Source organism: Curtobacterium sp. MCBD17_023 (assembly GCF_003224415.1).
GTDB lineage: Bacteria > Actinomycetota > Actinomycetes > Actinomycetales > Microbacteriaceae > Curtobacterium.
In genome coordinates this window covers 38150-59779 of the sequence record NZ_QKLJ01000012.1, presented here as the reverse complement: position 1 = coordinate 59779, position 21630 = coordinate 38150, and the positions used below count along the sequence as shown (strand labels likewise).

The window sequence follows — 21630 nt, the reverse complement described above, 5'->3', positions numbered from 1 at the left end:
AGGCCCGGTAGACTGCTCGGGACGCGGTCACGTCTCGCCACGTGGTCGCGTCACGGAGGGTTGTCCGAGTGGCCGATGGAGCCTGTCTTGAAAACAGGTGGGCAGAGATGTCTCGTGGGTTCGAATCCCACACCCTCCGCACCGTTCCCCGTCCGTCAGCCCTGACAGGTCCTCCGGGGGCCCCGGGACCGTCCGCAGCGGCGACCTAGCGTCGAGGCATGGACATCACCACTCGCTCAGTCGTCATCGTCGGTGCCACCTCCGGCATCGGCCTCGAACTCGCCCGGCGCTTCCGGGACGCCGGCAGCTCGGTCGTCATCGGCGGCCGCCGGACCGACCTGCTCGACCAGCTCCGTGCCGAGGGCTTCGGCACCGTGGCGGTCGACGTCACCGACACGGCGTCGGTCGCAGCCGCACGCGACTCCGTGCTCGACCTCCTGCCCGATCTGGACACCGTCGTCACGATGTCCGGCGTCGGGCTCCCCGAGGACCTCCGCGACCCGGCGCACTTCGCCGATGCCGAGCGGACGATCGACGTCAACGTGCTCGGCACCATCCGGGTCGTCGACGCCTTCACCCCGCACCTGCTCGCGCAGGGGAGCGGCACGATCGTCACCGTGAGCTCGGGCATCGGCTTCCTGCCCTTCCCGCTCATGGCCTCGTACGGTGCCTCGAAGGCGGCCGTCCACGCCTACAGCGAGGCGCTCCGTGCACAGCTCGCCGGGACGGGTGTCGACGTCGCCGAGCTCGTGCCGCCGGCGGTCGCCACGAGCATGGGGACCAGCAACCCGAACGCGCTCGACCTCGGGGCGTTCGGCGCCGAGGTGATGACGCTCCTGGCACAGGACCCGACGCCGCACGAGGTCCTGGTGCAGGGTGTCCTCATGCACCGGTGGGCGGAACGCGACGGCACCTACGACGACCTCGTCGCGCAGCGGTCGCGCGCGCTCGCGACGCTGCCCGGCCGGACCGGGACGGCCGCATGACCGCAGGCGGAGGCCCGGACGACGCCCCGACGAACCTGCTCGGCGCGTACCTGCAGGCACGACGTGGGCTCGTGACACCCGAGCAGGCCGGCATCCCGGGCGGCGGGCTCCGCCGCGTGCCGGGCCTCCGCCGCGAGGAGGTCGCCATGCTCGCGGGTGTCAGCACCGACTACTACCTCCGACTCGAGCGGGGTCGGGACACGCACCCGTCGCCGCAGGTCCTCGACGCACTCGCCCGCGTGCTCCGGCTCGACGACGTCGAACAGGCGCACCTCCGGCACCTCGCCGAGCCCGTCCGCCGGAGTCGCCCCCGTCGGAGCGCCGAGCGGGTCCCCGCACGGCTGCACGCACTCCTCGCCGCGCTCGACGTCCCCGCGTTCATCGAGGGGCGCGCGTTCGACGTCCTGGCGGCGAACGACCTCGCGACCGCGTTCTCGCCCCGACTCCGGGTCGGTGCGAACCGACTGCGGTCGCTGCTGCTCGACCCCGAGGAGCGGGCGTTCCACCGCGACTGGGACCGTGCGGTCGCGCAGTTCGTCGGGGCGTTCCGGCGGTCGGTCGCGGACGACGTGCAGGACCAGCGGGTCGTCGAACTCGTGGGCGAGCTGTCGCTCGCGAGCGGACGCTTCCGGCAGCTCTGGGCGCGTCAGGACGTCCGGGCGCTCGAGGGCGGGTCGGTCACGGTCGAGCACCCGGTCGTCGGCGAGCTGCACCTGCACCGGGACAAGCTGCCGGTCGAGGGCCTCGTCCTCGTGCTCTACTACGCGGACCCGGGGAGCGAGAGCGCCGAGCGGCTCGGGCTGCTCGCGGCGCTGACGCAGGAGGCACCGCCGCAGTCAGTGGTGTGAGGAGTCTTCGCTTCCGGGGTAACGTTGTCGCAGGCGTGCACCGGTCGTTCTGTCCACGCCCAGCACCAGGGACCACGGGGGAACGAAGACCATGACGATGCCGACCTCCGTGCCCGGACGCGGGACCGACCGCAGGACCGCGATCCTCGACGCGGCGGCCGTCGAGTTCGACCGGGAGGGATTCGGGGCCGCGAGCATCGCCGGGATCGCCAAGGCAGCCGGGGTCAGCCAGGGCGCGATCCACTTCCACTTCCGGACGAAGCAGGCGATCGCGCTCGGCGTGATCGACGAGCAGAACGCCCGGACCTTCGCCGCCGTCACGTTCGCCGACCCCTCACCGCTCGGCGGGCTCGTCGTGGCGTCGCGGACGATCGCCGGGCTCCTGCTCGAGGACCCCGTGGTGCGTGCCGGCATCCGGCTCTCGCTCGAGAACCGCGTCTTCTCCGGCGCCACCTCCGCCTTCTACGACCAGTGGATCGCGAGCGTCGTCGACGTCTTCCGGCTCGCCGTCGCCGCGGGCGAGGTCGACTCGACCGTCAGCGCCGATGCGCTCGGCGCCACCGTCGTGCCGTGGTTCACCGGCGTGCAGCTCGTCTCGGACGTCCGTGCTGCCCGGACGGACCTGCTCCCGGCGGTCGGGACGATGTGGCGCGTGCTCGCCCACGCCTGCGTGGCCCCGGCCCACCGCGCCCGCCTGCTGGCGGTCGTCGACCGCTCGTTCGCCTGCCCGCCGGTCTGACACCGACGCCTCGGGCGCGACCACCGCGACCGACGGCACGCATCGTGCAGCCGCGAGAGTGAGCACCACGGGCGAGAGCGCGGAAGCACAGGAGGCCCGGACCGGCCCCGGCGGGCTGGTCCGGGCCTCCTGTCCGGAGCCGGTGGCGGCGTCAGTCCGCCTTGGCGGCCTTCGCGGCCTGCTTCGCGCGGGCCTTCTCCGCCTTCTCGCGGCGTTCCGTGCGGGCCTTCTGTGCCTTCTCGCGACGCTTCGCGCGCTTGTTCGCGCGCTCGTGGTCCTCGACGTCCTCGGAACGCTTCTGACGCCACGGCTCGGCGGCCAGGTCCGGGCCGTCCCAGACCTTCACCGCACCCCACGCGGCGGCGAGGAGCGGCACCGAGATGATCGCGCCGGTGATGCCGGCCAGCACGGTGCCGGCGGTCAGGCCGATCAGGATGACCAGACCGTGTAGGCGGAGCGTCTTGCCCATGAGCACCGGCTGGAGGAAGTTGCCCTCGAGCTGGTTGACGACCACGACGATGCCGACCACGAACAGCGCCTGGACCGGACCGAGCGCGACGAGGGCGACCAGCGCGGCCAGGATGCCCGCCGCGGTGGCGCCGACGATCGGGATGAACGCCGTGATGAACACGATGACGGCCAGGGGCAGGGCGAGGGGGACACCGACGATGGCGATGCCCACCCCGATGCCGATCGCGTCGACGGCCGCGACGGTGGCGGTGCCACGGACGTAGCCGCCCAGGGTGGAGACGACGCGGTCACCGACGCGGCGGGCGCGGGTGTACGAGGCGCCGGTGAAGGGACGGAGCAGGAACTCCCAGATGCGGGGCCCGTCCTTGAGGAAGAAGAACAGCACGACGATCATCAGCACGAGGCCGGTGAGGAAGTTCGCGGTGGCGGAGGCACCGGCGAGTGCGCCCGAGCCGAACTGCGCGCTCGTGACGAAGTCCGTCGCGGTCTTCACCGCGTCGTCCACCTGCGAGTCGGAGACCGCGAACGGCAGGGTCGTGCTGAAGTCCTGCAGCTGCTGGAACCCCTGCACGGCGGACTTCTGCAGGCTCGACCACTGGTTCTCGACGGCGACGACGATCAGGTAGCCGAGCAGTCCGAGCACGACGAGGACACCGAGGAGCACCGTCAGCGTCGCGAAGACGGACGGGAAGCCGTGCCGACGGAGCCAGGAGACGACCGGGTGCATGGCCGAGGCGATGATGAGCGCCAGGAGCACCGGGATCGTGACGACGCTGAGCACCTGGCTCGCGTACACGATGCCCGCGACGATGACCAGGATGATGATGACCTGGAGGCACCGGGTCGCGAGCTTGCCGAACGAGTCGGACCACGCGGCCCGTGCGCCGGTCAACGGCTCCGTCGGGGGAGTCGCGGGCGGGGCTGGGGTGGAACGGAAGAACGGCATGTCGCCGACCGTACAGACAGAACGGTGAGCGCGCCGCGGTGGAGCGCGTCGCGGTGGACAGTGCGTACCTGTGGACGGGAGGTGTCAGTCCTCGACCAGGTCCCGGTCGCGGAACCACTTCAGGAGCCAGGCGGCGCTCGTGCGGTCGAAGGACGGCGCGAACTCGAGCGTGCCGGACAGGAAGGGGCTGAAGCCCTCCTCGGCCGCGATGTCGGCGTCGTCGAGGCCGCGGTACGCCATCGACCAGCCGTCGAACCGGCGGTGCTCGATGTCCTCACGGATCAACGACCGGATCGTGTGGTGGCGCGGGTCCCGCTCGATCGCGGCGAACCGGTCGTCCACGCTCCACGCCGGGCCCTCCAGGAGCTGCATGAACCGGCCGCCCTTGACGACGAGCAGCCCGGAGACGCCGAGCGCATCGTTGCGCAGGCGTGCACCGGCGAGCATCTCGGCGAGCTCGTCCTCCCGGAACTCGTGCGTCGCGACGCTCATGTAGACGATGGAGACCAACACACCTCGATTCTCGCGGGTCCGCGGATCGCGCGCACGTGCCTGTCCGCTGGTCGCACCGTCGGGCGCGCCTAGGATCGTCCCCATGGCGACCGTCCTCCTCGTCCGGCACGGGCGCACCACCGCGAACGCGACCGGACTCCTCGCGGGCCGGACCGCCGGCGTCGCCCTCGACTCCGTCGGCAAGCGCCAGGCGGCTGCGACCGCCGAGCGGATCGCCGCGGTGCCGCTCGCCGCGGTCGTGTCCAGTCCGCTGGAGCGCTGCCGACAGACGGCCCGCGCGATCACGGCCTTCCAGTCGGGCGAGCCGCAGCAGCTCGTCGAGCGGGGCATCATCGAGGCGGACTACGGCGACTGGCAGAACCGGACGATCAGCGACCTCGCGAAGGAGCCGCTCTGGCGGGTGGTGCAGGCGAACCCGAGCGCCGTGGTCTTCCCGGGCGGGGAGTCGATGCAGACCATGCAGTCCCGGGCGGTCGCGGCGGTCCGGCGCCTCGACGCGCAGATCGAGGCCGAGCACGGCGCGCATGCGGTCTGGGTCGCGGTGAGCCACGGCGACATCATCAAGTCCGTCCTCGCCGACGCGCTCGGCATGCACCTCGACCTCTTCCAGCGCATCGCCGTCGGGCCGGCCTCGGTGTCGATCGTCCGGTACGGCGAGCAGCGGCCCGAGGTCGTCGCGACGAACACCGAGTCGGGTGACCTCTCGTGGTTGGCACGGGCAGCGGCGCCGACGGGGGATGCACCGGTCGGTGGCGGCGCGGGGCACGAGGACACCGAGCGACCGACTCCCTGAACGGACGGAGGCGGTCGCTCCTACAATGCGGGTATGCCCCCCATCGTCCACGGCTTCGACTGGCCGGACAGACTCGTCGTCGGAACGATCGGGCTCCCGGGCGAGCGGTCGTTCTACATCCAGGCCCGCGACGGCCGCCGCGTCGTGAGCGTCGCCATCGAGAAGGAACAGTCGGCCGTCCTCGCCGACAAGATCGACGAACTCCTCGACGAGGTCGCGACGGTGGAGGACAACCGCTTCAGCGTCCCCGACGCCGCACCCGCCGAACTCCGTGACGGCGACCCCCTCGACCAACCGGTCGAGCCCGAGTTCCGCGCCGGTGCCCTGAGCCTCGGGTTCGACCCCGCGACCGCGCAGGTGGTCATCGAGGCCTACCCGATCGAGGAGGACCTCGAGGTCTTCACCGAGACCACCGGCGACGGCGACGAGGTCGAAGCGGTCGTCGAACTCCCCGAGCCGACCGAACTCCTGCAGGTCAAGATCCCGGTCGGCACCGCCCGTGCGTTCGTCGAGCGGACCCGGGAGGTCGTCGCAGCCGGTCGGCCGAACCCGCCCGAACTCGGATGACGGACCAGCGCGGCAGCGGTGACGGCTCCACCGGCCTCGACGCCGCCAGCGCCGCGGTGCCGAGCGCACCGGGAGAGCTCCGGATCACCGGACGCATCCGCGAAGCGTCGAACGCCACCTTCATCGCCCGGCTCGACGGCGAGAACGTCGTGTACAAGCCGATCGAGGGCGAGAAGCCGCTGTGGGACTTCCCGGACGGCACGCTCGCCGGCCGCGAGGTGTCCGCCTACCTGGTCTCCGAGGCCCTCGGGTGGAACGTCGTCCCGCCGACCTGGCTCGGTGACGGCCCCTTCGGTCCCGGCATGGTCCAGCGGTGGCAGGACATCGACCCGGCGCAGGACGCCGTCGACCTGCTCCCGAGCGAGGAGGCCGCGGCCGCGGTCGCCGAGGGGACCGTGCGCGAGGTGCTCGACGCCGTCGACGAGAACGAGCAGGCGGTCACCCTGGTGCACGAGGACACGGCCGTGCTCCGGCGGATGGCGGTCTTCGACGTCGTCACGAACAACGCGGACCGCAAGGGCGGTCACGTCCTCGCGATGCCGGACGGTCACCGCTTCGGCGTCGACCACGGTCTGACCTTCCACGCCGACCACAAGCTCCGGACCGTGCTCTGGGGATGGATCGGCGAGCCGCTCACCGACGACGAGGTCGCCGGGCTCCAGCGGCTGTCCGAGGCGCTGCGCGGCGAGCTCGGCGAGACCCTCCGGGAGCACCTGACGGACGACGAGCTGTCCGCCCTCCGCGGTCGGTGCGCCGCACTCGCCGCGGTGCGGGCGTTCCCGCCGCCGGCCGGGTCCGGGCCGGCCGTGCCCTGGCCCGTCTTCTGACGCTGGCCGGTCGCCGGCCGGGAGGCGCGCCTCCCGTCCGGCAGCCGGCACCTGTCGGTCCCGTCGCCGCTCAGGCGAAGCGCCCGAAGGCGCTGCCCCACAGCCCGTCGTCGCCGGAGGCCGAGCCGGACCCGCGCCTGGCCCCCAGGTAGGAGCCGACCACCGCGACGCCGAGGTCCTCGTTCTCCGGCGCGGTCACCGTGCCGTCGACGCGGCGGGCCATGCCGTCGACGAAGCGTGCCAGACCGGGGTCGTCGCCGAGGCGGAAGAACGTCGTCTTCGCGCCGAGACGGTGGGCGTTCTCCAACTCGCGGACGCTCAGGGCGATGGTCACCGGGTCCGGCGGGTAGCTGAAGTACACCTGCCCGTTCGGCTCGAGGTGCGACGTCGGCTCGCCGTCGGTGACGATGAGCAGGACCGGCTGCGCGTTCGGGTGCTTCCGGAAGTGCCGGTTCGCGAGCAGCAGGGCGTGGTGCAGGTTCGTCCCCTTGTCCCACATCGCGTCGAGGCCGACGAGCTGTTCGACGTCCATCACCTCGGCTTCGCGGCCGAAGGCGATGAGCTGCAGGTCGTCCCCGCGGAACCTGGTGGAGATGAGCGTGTGCAGGGCCAGTGCGGTCCGCTTCATCGGGACCCACCGGTCCTCCATCGCCATCGAGAACGAGGTGTCGACGAGCAGCGCGACGGCGGCCTGCGTGCGGGCCTCCGTCTCCTGCACCTCGACGTCCTCGATCTGCAGGCGCACACCGGCACCGGTCCGCGCTCCGTCGCCCGCGGTCCTGGTCAGGGCGTTCGTGATCGAGCGCGTGACGTCCCACGGCTCGGTGTCGCCGAACTCCCACGGACGCGTCGAGCCCGAACGGTCACCGGCGGCTCCGGCCCGGCGGAGGTCACGCGCGCCCTGCCGACCGGACATCCGCTCGGCGACGTCCTTGAGCAGGCTCTTCCCGAGCTGCCGCATGGCCCTGGGGGTGAGCCGGAGCTGCCCGTCCGTGCCGGGGCGCATCGACCCGGAGTTCCGCAGCGCCTTCTCGAGCTGCTGCAGGGTGCGGGCGTCCACGGCGGCCTGGTCGCCGAGCTGCTTCGCGAGGGCGTCGAGGTCCAGGTCGTCGAGTTCGGAGCCCGGACCGACCTGCGCGAGCTGGTCGGCGAGGGCGTCGAGGTCCGCGATGTCCTGGAAGATCCCGGTGCCGTCGCCGAGCCCGAGGCCCTGCTCGCCGTCCATGCCCTCGGACCCGCCCCAGTCCTCGCCGGGGCGCAGCGCGCGGAGGTTCTCGTCCAGTCGGGAGAGCGCGCCCATCAGCGCCGGCGAGCCGAACGCCTGTTCGGCGAGGGCGTCGAGTTCGTCGCGCTGCTCCTGTGTCATCGAGTTCCGCATCCGCTGGGCGGCGGCGGCGCGGGCGGCGAGGTCGTCGAGGAGCTCGTCGACGTCCTGCGGGTTGCTCGGGAACTGGTCACCGTGCTGCCGCATGAACGCGTCGAACTGCTCCTGCGTGTCCTCGCCGCGGCGATGCGCGTCGAGCAGGTCGTCGAGGTCCTGCATCATCTGCGCGACCGCGGTCCGGTCGTCGTCGGTGGCGTTCTCGAGCGCCTGCTTCATGCCCGCGAAGCGCTGGTCGAGCATCTCGCGGCCGAGCAGGTCCTTGATCTGCTCGTACTGCTGCCGGGCCGCGGGGCTCTTCCAGTCGTAGCTGCTGAGCTCGCGCACCGCGGCCGCGGGTGACGCCGGCAGGCTCTCGAGCTGCATCTCGGCGAGTGCCCGGTCGCCGTCGTCCATCGCGGTGTCGCGCGCGAGTTGTCCGCGCTCGGCGAGGACGGCCTCGTCGAGGAGCCGTCTGACCTCCTGCAGCGTGCCGTCGAGGTTGTTCCGGCTGGTGAGCTCCCGGCGCTTCTCGGCGACGAGCCGAGCCAGGTCGTCGAGCCCGCGCTGCGTGCGGCCCCCGCGGCGGAGGAACTCCCGCATCGCGCGCTCGGGGGAGGTGCCGGCCATGACGTCCTCGCCGATGGCGTCGAGCGCCTCGGCGAGGTCGACGGGCGGTGCCAGCGGGTCCGGCCCGCCCTCGTACTTGCCGTAGCGGCTGTCCCGGCTGAGACGACGGTTCGGTCGACTAGCCACGGGACACCCCGCCGCTGTTCGGGCCCACGACGTCAGATCCCATACGCTGCTTCGCCCCCGCCGGACTCCTTGCTGATGCGGCGGGCGAGGAACAGCCCCTCGAGCGCCAACTCCACGGCGCCCGCCCGCTCGCCGTCGTTCGTGGCACCGACGCGTTCACCGATCTGGTCGTACAGGTCTGACTCGCCGAGCGACGGCAGACCGGCGAGGAAGTCCCGTGCACTGACCTGCTCGCCCGTGGTGACCATCGTGCCGGCCTCGAGCGCGTCCACGAGGACACCGAAGTCGAGCCCGCGGAAGCGTGAGCGGACGGTCTCCGCGGTCGCCGTGCGGAGCAGGTGTTCGAGCACCTCGTCGGCGCGGTCCTCTTCCCCGGACTCGAACTCGATCTTGCCGCCGAGCACGTCGACCGCGGTCTCGAGGTCGATCGGACGGGCGACCGCCTCGGGCTCACCCTGTCGGGCGGCGCGGTGCACGGCCGCCGCCGACACGGTCTCCGCCCCGGCGATCGAGAAGCGGGCGCTGACGCCGCTGCGCTGGTCGACGGCGCTCGACTCCCGGAGCGCCCGGGTGAAGCGAGCGAGGATCTCGATGAGCGGGTCCGGGACGTCGGCGGTGAGTTGGGCCTCCTGCCGGATCACCGCGATCTCGTCCTCGAGTTCGATCGGGTAGTGCGTGCGGATCTCCGCACCGAAGCGGTCCTTGAGCGGCGTGATGATCCGCCCGCGGTTCGTGTAGTCCTCGGGGTTCGCGCTCGCGACGATGAGCACGTCGAGGGGCAGCCGGAGGACGTACCCGCGGATCTGGACGTCCCGCTCCTCCATCACGTTGAGCATCGCGACCTGGATGCGCTCGGCGAGGTCGGGCAGCTCGTTGATCGCGACGATGCCCCGGTGTCCGCGGGGAATGAGACCGAAGTGGATCGTCTCGGGGTCGCCGAGGCTGCGGCCCTCCGCGACCTTCATCGGGTCGACGTCGCCGATGAGGTCCGCGACGGAGGTGTCCGGCGTCGCCAGCTTCTCGACGTAGCGCTCGTCGCGGTGCACCCACGAGACCGGCAGCGCGTCGCCGAGGTCCTCCGCGCGACGGATGCTCGCCGTGGTGATCGGTTCGTACGGGTGCTCGCCGAGCTCGGACCCGGCGATGACCGGCGTCCACTCGTCCATCAGGCCGTTCATCGTGCGGAGCAGTCGGGTCTTGCCCTGGCCGCGCTCGCCGAGCAGGACGACGTCGTGCCCCGCGATGAGAGCGCGCTCGAGCTGCGGGATGACGGTGGTCCGGAAGCCGTGCAGGCCGGGCCAGGGGTCGCGGCCCTCGCGGAGGGCGGTCAGCAGGTTGTCGCGGATCTCGGCGCGGACCGACTTCTGGACGTGCCCAGCAGCGCGGAGCTCGCCGACCGTGGAGATGTCAGGTCGGTTCACGGGCGCCACGGTACGCCTGCCCGCCGACGCTGGCGACCCTCCGGCCGCGGGCCGCGTCCGCCGGAGCGGGGTCAGCCGAACAGGCGGCGCGACGCGATCTCGGCGCCCTCGGTGAGCGCGCGCAGCTTCGCCCACGCGACGTCCGACGCGACGAACTCGTAGCTCGCGAAGGTCGCCAGTCCGCAGTCCGTGCCGGCGATGACACGGGTGGGGTCGCCCACCGCCTCGGCGGCCTCGACGATGCGGTTCGCGACGAGTTGCGGGTGTTCGAGGTAGTTCGTCGTCACGTCGATGACGCCCGGCACGAGCACGGCGTCCTCGGGCAGCGGCAGGTCGCGGAACGCCGGGAACTCGTGCGCGTGCCGCGGGTTGCCGAACGGGATGCTGAAGGACCCGACTCCTGCCCGGTACAGGTGCGGGAGCAGCACGTCGACCGGCACGTCGTCCTGGTGCGGACCCTGCCAGTTGCCGTAGCAGACGTGCAGTCGGGTCCGCTCCTTCGGGATGTTCCGCAGGGCGTGGTTGAGGGCGTCGACGTGCAGGTCCACCGCCGCGAGGAACTCGTCGAGGGTCGCGTCGCCGAAGTGGATCACGCGCTCCATCGCCAGGTCGGGGGCGTCGAGCTGGAGCACGTGGCCGCGGGCGACGATCTCCTCGTACTCGACCCGGAGCTGCTCGGCGAGGGCGAACACGTACTCGCGGTGGTCGGCGTAGTGCGGGTTGGCGTCGTCGAGCAGCAGGGTCGTGGCGACGATGCCGGGCGTCGCGGCGGAGATGAAGGTCCCCTCAGGAACACGTCCGGCCGCGGCGTTCCGCGCCAGTTCGCGCTCGAACCCGTCCAGGTCCTCGCGGATCCCGGTCCGTTCCGCGTCGTACTGCAGCAGGCCCTGCGCCACCGGGGTGTCCCACACACGGGCGAACTCGGCACCCTCGTCGATCTGTCGCGCCTGGAACGCGGCGTACCCGGGGAACTTCACCGAGTCGAGCGTCGGCTTGCGGTGGCCGGTCCCGCCGAAGCCGGTCAGTCGTTCGCGGATGTAGGTCGAGAACCCGACGCGGGGGACCTCGCCGTCGTTCACGACGTCGAGCCCGGCATCGAGCTGCGCGTCCACGGTCGCGGCGAGCACGGCGGCCGTCTCCTCGCCGAGTGCCCGCTCGTCGAAGGGTTTCCCCTGGTCACGGGCCACCAAGAGGGCGGTCAGCTCCGGCGTCCGGGGGAGCGAACCGGTGTGGGTCGTGAGGATGCGGTCGGTCGAGTTCTGCAGCGGCACGCGACCACGCTACTGGCCGGGAGGCTCGTGGCGGGGTCCGCCACGGGCCTCCCGGCCGGCGGTCCGAGCGATCCGGGAGTTGTGAGGATCCCTAGCATCCTGGAGGATGAGGCCAGAGCGGCGGAGCCTGATCGACATAGGGGGATCCGGCTCCGCCCCGCTCGACCCCCTCCTGCCGGTCGACGGGCGCGGTCGATACGCACGTCCTGGCCGAGAACCCGGGCGGTGGCGCAGGCGTACGGTCCTGCCTTGCGGCAGGCCGAGGGCGTCCGCCGCGGGAGGAGCATGCGCATGACGAGCGCCAGCGGAACGAGGGACGGCACGGTCACGAGCCTGGTCCCGGCGAGGATGGACCGGCTCCCGTGGACCAAGTTCCACTGGAGCGTCGTGGTCGGCCTCGGGGTGTCGTGGATCCTGGACGGACTCGAGATCCAGATCGTCTCCAACGCCGGCTTCAAGGCGGACCTGGGATTGTCGAACCAGGACGTGACGTCGCTCGGCAGTGTCTACCTGGTCGGCCAGGTCGTCGGTGCCCTGGTCTTCGGACGCATGTCCGACCGGCTCGGTCGACGCAAGCTCTTCATCCTGACGCTCGCGATCTACCTCATCGGGTCGGGCGTCGCGGGCCTGGCGCAGGACTTCTGGTTCCTCGCGGTGTTCCGCTTCGTCGCCGGGCTCGGGATCGGTGGTGAGTACGCGGCGATCAACTCGGCGATCGACGAGCTGATCCCGTCGAAGTACCGCGGGCACGTCGACATCGCCATCAACGGCACCTACTGGGGCGGCGCGGCACTCGGCGCGGCCGCGAACATCTACCTGCTCGACACCGCGCACTTCGCCGAGGACGTCGGATGGCGGATCGGGTTCTTCCTCGGCCCGGTGCTCGGCATCGCGATCATCTTCCTGCGTCGGCACATCCCCGAGAGTCCCCGGTGGCTGATGACCCACGGCAAGGAGCAGGAGGCGGAGGAGACCGTCTCGCGCATCGAGGCCGAGGTCGAGCGGGAGTCGGGGCGGAAGCTCGAAGTGGTGCCGCAGTCGAAGGCGATGACCGTGACGCCGATGGACCGCGTCGGGTTCCTCACCATCGCCCGCGTGCTGCTCAAGCAGTACCCGACCCGCACGCTGGTCGGCGCGACCATGATGATCACGCAGGCGTTCCTGTACAACGCGATCTTCTTCACGTACGCGTTGGTGTTGACGAACTTCTTCGACATGGAGACCGCGCAGACGAGCCTGTACTTCTTCCCGTTCGCGATCGGCAACCTGCTCGGTCCGCTCATCCTCGGCCGGTTCTTCGACACCTGGGGTCGGCGGCAGATGATCTTCCTGACGTACCTGGTGTCCGGGCTCGTGCTCGCGACCTCTGCGTTCCTGTTCCGCGCCGACGCCATCAGCGCCACCGTCCAGGTCGCGTTCTGGTGCGTGTCGTTCTTCTTCGCGTCGGCCGGAGCGTCGAGCGCCTACCTGACGGTGAGCGAGATCTTCCCGCTCGAACTCCGGTCGCAGGCGATCTCGTACTTCTTCGCCCTCGCGCAGGTCTTCGGCGCGATCGCTCCGCTGGTCTACGGCGCCTTCATCGGGGACGGGTCGTCGCGCGAGCCGCTCTTCTGGGGCTACCTGCTCGGGTCCGGGGTGATGGTCCTCGGCGGCGTCGTGGCACTCGTGTTCGGGGTCGACGCCGCGCGGAAGGGACTCGAGGACATCACGCAGCCGCTGTCCGTCCTGACCGCGAAGGACGGGGCGGGGGCGTCGTCCTCGCGAAACTCCTGATGCAACATGTTTAGCGGTGAGCGTCACGTCCTGTGATCCTCGTGGCCACGGCCCGTCCTGGAGGGCCGTGGTCACGGAGGCACCATGCGGAACGCGAGAACGACGAATGGACGACGGGCGACGGCCGAACGGGCCGTCGCCCTCCACATGCAACTGAACAGGGCCGTTGTCCACCGTGCCGTCGGGGTGGTGTCCCGTCAGGGCCGCCATGCGTGACGGTGACGTGATGACCGGCCTCCTGCGCCCCGATCGTGATGTCGCCCATGCCGGCGACCCCATCGCCGTCCCGCGCAACCTGCTGCGCGACGCCGTCTTCGCGCGGATGCTCCGGAGCATCCTGCGCGGTGACTACCGGCGCGGCCAGCGCCTCCGGCTCGATGCGCTGGCGGACGACATGCAGGTCTCGCGGACGCCCGTCCGTGAAGCCCTCGTCCCGCTGGAGGCCATGCGGCTCGTGGTCGTCCAGCGGTACGTCGGCGTCGTCATCGCGCCGTGGACCGTCGGGCAGATGGTGGAGCGCACGCGCATCGCCCGGTCGATGCTCGTCGACCCGCCGACCAGCTGTGCGCCCACCGACGAGCCGTTCGACGCCGTGGTCCTGCGCGACTGCCAGTCCGAGGCGGGGGCGTTCGTCGAACTCGCCGTGTGGGTGCTCCGCCGCTCGGGAGCACCGGTGAGCGCGGACTGGCTCCGGTCGCAGCAGCCGGTGCTCGACGTCTTCCACACGGACGACATCGCCCGCGCGAACGGCATCGACGTCGCCGCGGACTGGACCAGTCGCATGCACCTGGTCAAGGCGGCCCGTGCCGCTGCCCTGGCCGACGACGTCCTCCGGTGTGCGGCCCGCTTGATCGAGCTCGCCGAACTCCTCATCGCCCTGCCCGAACGGTTTCGGAGCGCGGAGTCCGCCTAGTGCCGCCGGGCACGCGGTCGCTGCTGCGTGCTGGCAGAGACGACGTCGCTCCCCGGGCGGGCACCGGGCGATCGGGGACGCCGGGCCCAGGCCACGGGGAGCGACGTCTGGGTGCTGTGTCGTAGCGACAGGGCACGGATGCCCCGGAATGTGATCGCCACGTCCCGACGAGACTATGCAGCGGGGTACACGCTGGCAAGCCCCCGCCGTCCCCACTTCGGGGGACCGACCGCGCCCAGGGTCAGGTGGAGCGCTGACGGGCCGTTTCGTCCCGGCCCTCGTCCTCCTGTATGGTGGTGGGAGTGCCGTCAGGCACCTGGAGACGTCGCATAGTCAGGCCGAGTGCACCACCCTGCTAAGGTGGAGTCCCCTCTAGGGGACCGAGGGTTCAAATCCCTCCGTCTCCGCACTCCTCGAAGCCCCGGTTCCGCAGCAGCGGACCGGGGCTTCGTCGTCGGCCGAGCTCCTCGGTGCGCGGGCTACGACGCGGAACAAGTTAGCACCCGGAACGAAACTGCCTCCTGACCAGGGCTTTGCCGCGGACCTGCAGGATGCCCGCGGTCCGCGTACCCCGGGGGACAGATCCTGACCCCCGATCCGGGGACTGGTGCATCGGAGATTCCCCAGAATCCGCTAGGAGTCCCCTGTTGTTCATTTCCGGGTCACGGATCAGTTGATCTCGGGAGGGCTGCGGTTCGCCATCCGACTGCCACTGTGATGCCGCCGAACCGGAGAGCAGCACTCCGTCGGTCGCCCGAGCAGCTGCCCCGGATTCCCGAAGGATCACGTTGTCCACAGATTCGCCCCGCCTCCTCACGGTCGTGCGGGACCCGTCGGACGTCAGGTTCCGGTTCATCGCCCGTGCTGGCGGGGTCGCGGTCCTCACGATCATGTCGCTGGTCGGCCTGTTCCTGGCGTTCCGCGCCTCCGAGGCCCTCCGCGTCGCCGGTTTCAGCTTCCTCACCACGCAGGCCTGGGACCCGGATGCCCACCGCTTCGGCATCGCGGCCGTCCTGGTCGGCACGATCCTCATCGCCTGTGTCGCGATCGCCCTCGCCGTCCCGCTGTCCCTCGGCACCGCGCTCTACATCACCGAGTACGCACCGACCCGTGTGCGGAAGTTCTTCATCGGGCTGGTCGACCTGATGGCCGCGATCCCGAGCGTCGTCTACGGCCTGTGGGGGTTCTTCTTCCTGCAGGGGCAGATCACCCCGGTGTCGCGGTGGATCTCGCAGTGGTTCGGGTGGATCCCGCTGTTCCGCGTCGAGGGGATCGACCTGGACGACCCGCTCGCGTCCTCGACCGTCTACACGGCGTCGACCTTCATCGCCGGCATCGTCGTCGGGCTGATGATCACCCCGATCGTCACCTCGATCATGCGCGAGGTCTTCTCGCAGGCACCGCTCGGCGAGCGGGAGGGGGCGCTCGCCCTCGGGTCGACGAAGTGGGGCATGATCCGCTCGGTCGTGCTGCCCTTCGGCCGCGGCGGGATCATCGGCGGCACGATGCTCGGACTGGGCCGTGCGCTGGGGGAGACCATCGCGGTCTACATGATCATCTCGCCGGTGTTCGTCATCCAGCCGCACGTCCTGCAGGCCGGCGCGAGCTCGGTGTCGTCGCTCATCGCCCTCCGCTACGGCGACGCGACCCCGTTCGGGATGTCCGCCCTGATGGCGGCCGGCCTGACCCTCTTCCTGATGACCCTCTGCATCAACTTCGCCGCGTCCGCGGTCGTCGCCCGTTCACGGTCCGGAGCGAGCAGCTAGCCATGACCGAGATCACCCAGGCGCCGTCGGGCGCCACGACGCCCCTGCCCGCCACGACCCGCCGCACAGCGGTCCCGACCAGCCCGCCGACCGCTGCGGGCCCGTCCGGTGCCGGAGCCGGCACCGTCCTGCCGCTGGCCGAACGGGCCTCCGAGCCGGACCGCGGTCCCGAGGACCGCCGCGTCGGCGGGGTGCGGATCAGCGACCTGCTCTGCCACGTCGGCGCGGGCCTGGCCTCCCTCGCCGTCACGGTCGTGGTCTTCACCGACCTGGCACCGGTGTCCGGTCCGATCGCGTTCGCCGCCGTCGCGTACGTGATGTTCCTCGTGTTCTACGCGCTGCTGGTCGCGACGACCGAGAACGCCGCCGTGGTGCGGGACCGCGTGGTGTCGGCGGCCGTCCACACCCTGGCGTTCGTCGTCGTCGCCACACTCGTCTTCGTCGTCGGGTTCAGCGTCGTCCGGGCCACCAGGGCCCTGCCGCACGCGAACTTCTACACGCAGGACATGGCACTCACCGGGCCGCTCGACCCGATGACCTCCGGCGGGGTGCTGCACGCCATCGCCGGGTCGCTCATCCAGATCTCGATCGCGCTCCTCATCACCGTCCCGCTCGGGATCACGACCGCGCTGTTCCTCACCGAGGTGCCGGGGCCGTTCGCCCGGTTCGTCCGGACCATCGTCGAGGCGATGACGGCCCTCCCGTCGATCGTCGCCGGGCTGTTCATCTACGCGAGCGTCATCGTCGGGCTCGGCGTCGACAAGTCCGGCTTCGCGGCGTCCCTCGCGATCAGCGTGATGATGCTGCCGATCATGATCCGGTCCGCCGACGTCGTGCTCCGTCTGGTCCCGTCGACCCTCAAGGAGGCGTCGATCGGGCTGGGCGCGGGGCAGTGGCAGACCGTCTGGCGCGTCGTGCTCCCGACGTCGCGGTCCGGTCTCGTCACCGCGATCATCCTGGCGACGGCGCGCGGGATCGGCGAGACGAGCCCGGTGCTGCTCACCGCCGGGTACGCGCCGGACCTCAACATCGACCCGACGAACGGCCCGATGATCTCGCTGCCCCTGGCGATCTTCGAGTTCGTCAAGTCGCCGGAGCCGAACATGATCGCCCGCGGCTTCGGCGCCGCCGCGGTGCTCATGTCCCTCGTGCTCGTGCTGTTCGTCATCGCCCGCGTGATCGGTGCGCAGACCGTCGCGACCCGGGAACGCCGCAACGACCGCATCCGTGCCGCCGGTCGACTGGTCCGCCGCGGTCTGGCCGCCGTCGCACCCGCCGTCCGTTCCGCCCGCCGGTTCGTCGACCGCCACGTGGACAGCCTCAACTCCCGCCTGACCGACTCCTCCCCGAAGGACCTCTCGTGACCACCCGCAGAAGACGCACGATCGGTGCGCTCCTGGCCGCCGCCGTGCTGGCCCTCACGACCCTGCCCACCACCGCCGCGAGCGCGGCGGAGAACTACGTGCCCATCTCGGGCGCCGGTTCCTCGTGGAGCTCCGTCGCCATCCAGCAGTGGGCGGTGAACGTCCAGCAGTACGGCATGAAGGTCCGGTACGCGAGCACGGGGTCGTCCGACGGCCGCAACCAGTTCAAGGCCGGCACGGTGGACTTCGCGGTGTCCGAGATCCCGTACGGCATCAAGGACGGTGGGGTCACGGACGACCCGCCGACCGTGGGGTACGGCTACATGCCGGTCGTCGCGGGCGGGACGTCGTTCATGTACAACCTCAGCTCGGGTGGCAAGCAGATCACGAACCTGCGGCTGTCCGGTCCGGTGCTCGCCGGGGTGTTCACGGGGAAGATCACGAGCTGGGACGACCCGGCGATCAAGGCGGACAACCCCGGCCTCGAGCTCCCGAAGCGTCCGGTCGTGCCCGTCGTCCGTTCCGACGGCTCCGGCTCGACCGCGCAGTTCACCACCTGGCTGAGCAAGAAGTACCCGTCCGAGTGGAACGCGTACTGCAAGCAGGCCGGACGTCCGCTGCCGTGCGGCGTGACGTCGAACTACCCGACGGTCCCGGGCAAGGGCTTCATCGCCCAGCCGAACTCGCAGGGTGTCTCCGGCTACGTGGCGCAGAAGGCGAACGTCGGGACGATCACGTACGTCGAGTACTCCTACGCACTGAAGACCGGATACCCGGTCGCGAAGGTGCTCAACAAGGCGGGCTACTACGTCGAGCCCACCGCCTCGAACGTCGCCGTCGGGCTCCTCGGGGCGAAGATCAACGAGGACAAGAACTCCTCGGCGTACCTCACGCAGGTGCTCGACGGCGTCTACGACAACGCGGACGCGCGCACGTACCCGCTGTCGTCGTACTCCTACATGGTCATCCCGACGACCACCGACGCCAGCCTGACCCCGGCGAAGGGCAAGACCCTCGCCGCGTTCGACTACTACTTCCTGTGCGAGGGGCAGCAGCAGGCCGAGGTACTCGGCTACTCGCCGCTGCCGATCAACCTGGTGCAGGCCGGTCTCGAGCAGGTGCGCCGGATCCCGGGGGCGGTCGCGAAGGACGTCGACATCCGGAAGTGCAACAACCCGACGTTCTCGGCGGACGGCACGAACACGCTGGCGGCCAAGGCCCCGCAGCCTCCGGCCTGCGACAAGCTCGGTGCGGAGCAGTGCACCGTGGGCACCGGCGGCGCGAAGGCCACCGAGACGCCGAGGCAGACCCAGGCCGGCTCGAAGGGCGGGGGAGCGACGGGCGCGTCCGGTTCCGGCGGCTCCGGCGAGGGCGCCACGGCGACGTCCGGAGGCTCGTCCTCCGGAGCCTCCGGCTCCGGCGGTGAGGCCCTGTCCGGCGGTGGCAGCGGCGGTCCCGGCGGCACCGGTGTCGCAGCGAACGCGGTCGGCAACGGCTCCCCGGTGCAGTGCGACGCCGACAGCGGTGTCTGCCAGAACGTCGCGGCGCTCCCGGTGTCCGTCGACGCGCTGCACGGGTGGAGCTCGCGCCAGACGCTCATGCTCGTCGCCGTCGCGGCCCTGCTCGCCCTCGTGCTGCTGCCGCCGTTCATCGGCGTGCTCGTCTCCCGACGGAGGGTCCGCAAGTGAAGAACCAGCACCTCGTCCGGCTCGGCTCCGCCGCGCTCGCCTTCGGCATCGTGACGACGACGGTCGCCGGGTCCCTGCTCGTCGTGACCGCGCCCGCCTCGGCCACCGCCCCGACGGACAGCTCCGCGATGACCCTGACGTGGGAGGAGGCCCAGGCGTCGCTCGGCGGCGGTCAGGCCCCGGGCACCGGCACGCCCGACCCGGACGCCGAGACCTTCTCGGGGATGACCTTCCGGGTGAGCCAGACGGAGGAGCTCACCGACCAGGGCATCACGGTCAGCTGGAGCGGAGCGAAGACGACCTCGCCGAGCGAGTACGCGACCGACTACGTGCAGATCATGCAGTGCTGGGGCGACGACCCGGCCGGTCCCTCCCCGCAGCAGTGCGTGTGGGGTGCGCCGTCGGCCGCTGTCAGCAGCCGGACCGGCGTCGGCGCCGCCAAGCGGGACCTCGTCCGCGGCGACGACCCCGTGCAGGACACCACCCTCGTCGGCGAGCAGGCCGACCCGGACCTCATGCTCGAACCGCCCGCCGAGAACCCGTTCCTCAAGGCGTACCGGATGCCGTTCCGCGCGGTCGACGGCACCCTGGCGAAGACCTCCACGGAGCTGTCCAAGCAGTTCGACGCGAACACCTCGAACGAGGTCACGGCCGGTCGCACGGCGGGTGACGGCACAGGGCAGGTCGTCTTCGAGACGCAGTCCGGGCTCGAGGCGCCGCAGCTCGGGTGCGGCCAGGAGGTCGCCGGCACGAGCACGCCCCGGTCCTGCTGGCTCGTGGTCGTCCCGCGCGGCTCGCACAACCTCGACGGCAGCACCGCCGACTCGACGGCCGCCGGTCGCGTGACCGGGTCCCCGTTGTCGGCCTCCGCGTGGCGCAACCGCGTGGTGTTCCCGCTCGGGTTCCAGTCCGTCGCGCAGTCCTGCCCGATCGGCAACGCCGAGGAGCGACTGGTCGGGTCGGAGACCGCCACCGAGGCCGTCACCGCCTGGCAACCGGCACTCTGCGGCCTCGGGACCACCTACGGGTTCTCCCAGATCGGCGACGGCGAGGCCGCCAACCAGATCGTCTCGGAGGTGGACGGCTCCTCCCGTCTCGCCCTCGTGACCAGTCCGCTCGCGAAGGCCGTCGCGGCGGAGAACACCATCCGGTACGCGCCCGTCGCGCAGTCCGCCGTCGTGGTCGCGTTCACCATCGACTACCGCCTGTACCCGGACGCACCCGCGAAGGTGCGTGACGGCCTCCAGGCCCTCGACCTGACGCTCGACGCCCGCCTCGTCGCGAAGCTGCTGACGCAGTCGTACCAGGCCGACGTCCCCGGTCGTGGCAGCGGGAACACGACCCTGCAGGGGAACGCGGCCAGCCTCGTCACCGACCCGGAGTTCCTCGCGCTCAACCCGACGTTCGTCGGGTCGAAGAGCGACACCGCCCCGGCCGGGCTCATGGTCGCGCTCGGCAACGCCGACGCGAACGGCCGGGTGTGGTCGTGGCTGCGCTCCGACCCGGTGGCGGCCGCGTTCCTCGACGGCCGTCCCGACGAGTGGGGGATGCGGATCAACCCGGCGTACCGGTCGCTGGCGCTCGCCACCGACACGAGCGTGGACAGCTTCCCGAAGGCCGACCTGACCATCGCGAAGGGCGGTGACCCCGACGAGACCGGCTACGGCACGCTCGACATGCGTCCCTACATGAACGACATGCACGAGGGGGCGTACCGCACCCTCAAGGCCGACCCGAACGAGAAGAGCTCCTGGAACCCGTTCGGGCAGCCGAAGGGCTACACCTCGCTCGGTGCCCAGGTACCCGGCAGCCGGTTCGTCCTGACGATCACGGACGCCGCGTCGGCCGCGCGCTACGGCCTGCCGACCGCGAAGCTCGTGAACGGCGCCGGCGAGGCGGTCGCACCGACACCCGAGTCGGTCGCCGCAGGCGTCGCCACGATGCGCGCGTCGACCGTCCCCGGGGTCGTCGTCGCGGACCCGGCCGACCGCACCCCCGGCGCCTACCCGCTGTCGATGCTCAGCTACGCCGCCGTCAACGTCTGCGCCGCGACGCCCGAGGAACGCCGCGCCTACGCGGGGTTCATCGGCTACGCGGCGGGCAAGGGGCAGGTCCAGGGCGAACGGCAGGGCGAACTGCCCGCCGGGTACGTGCCGCTGCCCGCCGCCATGACGACCCAGGCGGAGACCGTCGCAGCGGACCTCGTCGACACCCGTGCCGTCGCCGCCGCCTGCCCCGAGGCCGCCCCGGCCGCTCCGGGGACCGGCGAGACGCCGGAGGCGGAGGCCCCACCGGCCTCCGCACCGGAGGACCAGTCGCTGCCCGTCGGGACGACCGACACCGGCTCGACGTCCACCGGTCCGGTGTCCGCTCCCGAGGTCCCGGCCGTCCAGGAGCCGTCGTCGAACGACGTCGACCAGGCCGCCGCCGCGGACGGACCCGACCACCGCACCACGGACCAGCCCCTGGCCGCGACCCGCATGGGACTCGCCGCCGCACTCGGGGCCGGCGTGCCGGCCCTCGGCATCGGTCCGTTCCTGATCCGCCGCGGACGGAGGCTGGCGATGCTGGCCGCCGCCCACGTGTGACCCCGTTCCACCCCATCGACTGCTGCCACCTGGGCCGCGT

General features: G+C 71.5%; 17 protein-coding genes and 2 tRNA genes. 14 read left to right on the top strand and 5 right to left on the bottom strand.

The window, feature by feature from the left end:
* Window positions 1-54 precede the first annotated feature (54 nt).
* The 4 genes from DEI84_RS12450 to DEI84_RS12435 all read left to right on the top strand — a co-directional run bounded on the left by DEI84_RS12450 (window position 55) and on the right by DEI84_RS12435 (window position 2573).
* A tRNA-Ser gene (locus tag DEI84_RS12450) sits at window positions 55-139 on the top strand.
* Between the two features lie 79 nt (window positions 140-218).
* On the top strand, window positions 219-986 hold the full coding sequence (locus DEI84_RS12445; RefSeq protein WP_110891052.1) for an SDR family oxidoreductase: 768 nt from the start codon (window positions 219-221) through the stop codon (window positions 984-986).
* On the top strand, window positions 983-1834 hold the full coding sequence (locus DEI84_RS12440; protein ID WP_110891051.1) for a helix-turn-helix transcriptional regulator: 852 nt from the start codon (window positions 983-985) through the stop codon (window positions 1832-1834). The genes DEI84_RS12445 and DEI84_RS12440 overlap by 4 nt, the downstream gene beginning before the upstream one ends.
* 91 nt (window positions 1835-1925) lie before the next feature.
* A complete protein-coding gene (locus DEI84_RS12435) occupies window positions 1926-2573 on the top strand; it encodes a ScbR family autoregulator-binding transcription factor (protein WP_110825994.1) in 648 nt (215 codons plus the stop codon).
* A gap of 151 nt (window positions 2574-2724) precedes the next feature.
* Here DEI84_RS12435 and DEI84_RS12430 read toward each other — a convergent pair whose 3' ends face one another.
* Both DEI84_RS12430 and DEI84_RS12425 read right to left on the bottom strand, forming a co-directional pair.
* Window positions 2725-3990 carry an AI-2E family transporter gene (locus DEI84_RS12430; RefSeq protein WP_110891050.1) on the bottom strand — a complete coding sequence of 422 codons (1266 nt, stop codon included), beginning with the start codon at window positions 3988-3990 and terminating at the stop codon, window positions 2725-2727.
* A gap of 84 nt (window positions 3991-4074) precedes the next feature.
* The gene (locus DEI84_RS12425) at window positions 4075-4503 is read right to left on the bottom strand and encodes a BLUF domain-containing protein (RefSeq protein ID WP_181420446.1); all 429 of its coding nucleotides are present in this window, start codon (window positions 4501-4503) and stop codon (window positions 4075-4077) included.
* Between the two features lie 82 nt (window positions 4504-4585).
* Between DEI84_RS12425 and DEI84_RS12420 the strand changes: the two genes are divergently transcribed.
* The 3 genes from DEI84_RS12420 to DEI84_RS12410 are packed head-to-tail and all read left to right on the top strand — an operon-like array spanning window position 4586 to window position 6690.
* Window positions 4586-5296, top strand: a complete 711-nt coding sequence (locus DEI84_RS12420; RefSeq protein WP_110891048.1) for an MSMEG_4193 family putative phosphomutase — start codon at window positions 4586-4588, stop codon at window positions 5294-5296.
* A 33-nt stretch (window positions 5297-5329) separates the two neighbouring features.
* The gene (locus DEI84_RS12415) at window positions 5330-5863 is read left to right on the top strand and encodes a DUF3090 domain-containing protein (RefSeq protein WP_110891047.1); all 534 of its coding nucleotides are present in this window, start codon (window positions 5330-5332) and stop codon (window positions 5861-5863) included.
* Window positions 5860-6690 carry an SCO1664 family protein gene (locus DEI84_RS12410; RefSeq protein WP_110891046.1) on the top strand — a complete coding sequence of 277 codons (831 nt, stop codon included), beginning with the start codon at window positions 5860-5862 and terminating at the stop codon, window positions 6688-6690. The genes DEI84_RS12415 and DEI84_RS12410 overlap by 4 nt, the downstream gene beginning before the upstream one ends.
* Window positions 6691-6760: 70 nt before the next feature.
* On the opposite strand, the gene DEI84_RS12405 is transcribed toward DEI84_RS12410, so the two are convergent.
* From DEI84_RS12405 to DEI84_RS12395, 3 genes are all read right to left on the bottom strand, one after another.
* Window positions 6761-8806, bottom strand: a complete 2046-nt coding sequence (locus DEI84_RS12405; RefSeq protein WP_110891045.1) for a VWA domain-containing protein — start codon at window positions 8804-8806, stop codon at window positions 6761-6763.
* Between the two features lie 32 nt (window positions 8807-8838).
* Entirely contained in the window at window positions 8839-10227 is a 1389-nt protein-coding gene (locus tag DEI84_RS12400; protein ID WP_110891044.1) for a magnesium chelatase, read from the bottom strand.
* Window positions 10228-10298: 71 nt separating this feature from the next.
* Window positions 10299-11498: a cobalamin-independent methionine synthase II family protein gene (locus tag DEI84_RS12395; protein WP_258371778.1), complete on the bottom strand. Its 1200-nt coding sequence runs from the start codon at window positions 11496-11498 to the stop codon at window positions 10299-10301.
* A gap of 291 nt (window positions 11499-11789) precedes the next feature.
* Between DEI84_RS12395 and DEI84_RS12390 the strand changes: the two genes are divergently transcribed.
* The 7 genes from DEI84_RS12390 (at window position 11790) to DEI84_RS12360 (ending at window position 21590) form a co-directional block, all read left to right on the top strand.
* The gene (locus DEI84_RS12390; protein ID WP_110826002.1) at window positions 11790-13271 is read left to right on the top strand and encodes an MFS transporter; all 1482 of its coding nucleotides are present in this window, start codon (window positions 11790-11792) and stop codon (window positions 13269-13271) included.
* A gap of 226 nt (window positions 13272-13497) precedes the next feature.
* Window positions 13498-14184: a GntR family transcriptional regulator gene (locus DEI84_RS12385; protein WP_181420445.1), complete on the top strand. Its 687-nt coding sequence runs from the start codon at window positions 13498-13500 to the stop codon at window positions 14182-14184.
* 318 nt (window positions 14185-14502) lie between these two features.
* A tRNA-Ser gene (locus tag DEI84_RS12380) sits at window positions 14503-14591 on the top strand.
* A gap of 381 nt (window positions 14592-14972) precedes the next feature.
* Window positions 14973-15950: a phosphate ABC transporter permease subunit PstC gene (gene pstC, locus DEI84_RS12375; RefSeq protein ID WP_220032714.1), complete on the top strand. Its 978-nt coding sequence runs from the start codon at window positions 14973-14975 to the stop codon at window positions 15948-15950.
* A 2-nt stretch (window positions 15951-15952) separates the two neighbouring features.
* On the top strand, window positions 15953-17314 hold the full coding sequence (gene pstA, locus DEI84_RS12370; RefSeq protein ID WP_110891042.1) for a phosphate ABC transporter permease PstA: 1362 nt from the start codon (window positions 15953-15955) through the stop codon (window positions 17312-17314).
* On the top strand, window positions 17311-19002 hold the full coding sequence (pstS, locus tag DEI84_RS12365) for a phosphate ABC transporter substrate-binding protein PstS (protein ID WP_258366011.1): 1692 nt from the start codon (window positions 17311-17313) through the stop codon (window positions 19000-19002). Before pstA ends, pstS begins: the two co-directional genes overlap by 4 nt.
* Window positions 18999-21590, top strand: a complete 2592-nt coding sequence (locus DEI84_RS12360) for a hypothetical protein (RefSeq protein WP_110891041.1) — start codon at window positions 18999-19001, stop codon at window positions 21588-21590. Before pstS ends, DEI84_RS12360 begins: the two co-directional genes overlap by 4 nt.
* Window positions 21591-21630 lie beyond the last annotated feature (40 nt).

Bases quoted from the DNA above. Each gene is read 5' to 3' on its own strand.
- DEI84_RS12445 (WP_110891052.1), top strand. From the start codon at position 219: ATGGACATCACCACTCGCTCAGTCGTCATCGTCGGTGCCACCTCCGGC.
- DEI84_RS12440 (WP_110891051.1), top strand. From the start codon at position 983: ATGACCGCAGGCGGAGGCCCGGACGACGCCCCGACGAACCTGCTCGGC.
- DEI84_RS12435 (WP_110825994.1), top strand. From the start codon at position 1,926: ATGACGATGCCGACCTCCGTGCCCGGACGCGGGACCGACCGCAGGACC.
- DEI84_RS12430 (WP_110891050.1), bottom strand. From the start codon at position 3,990: ATGCCGTTCTTCCGTTCCACCCCAGCCCCGCCCGCGACTCCCCCGACG.
- DEI84_RS12420 (WP_110891048.1), top strand. From the start codon at position 4,586: ATGGCGACCGTCCTCCTCGTCCGGCACGGGCGCACCACCGCGAACGCG.
- DEI84_RS12415 (WP_110891047.1), top strand. From the start codon at position 5,330: ATGCCCCCCATCGTCCACGGCTTCGACTGGCCGGACAGACTCGTCGTC.
- DEI84_RS12410 (WP_110891046.1), top strand. From the start codon at position 5,860: ATGACGGACCAGCGCGGCAGCGGTGACGGCTCCACCGGCCTCGACGCC.
- DEI84_RS12390 (WP_110826002.1), top strand. From the start codon at position 11,790: ATGACGAGCGCCAGCGGAACGAGGGACGGCACGGTCACGAGCCTGGTC.
- DEI84_RS12385 (WP_181420445.1), top strand. From the start codon at position 13,498: ATGACCGGCCTCCTGCGCCCCGATCGTGATGTCGCCCATGCCGGCGAC.
- pstA (WP_110891042.1), top strand. From the start codon at position 15,953: ATGACCGAGATCACCCAGGCGCCGTCGGGCGCCACGACGCCCCTGCCC.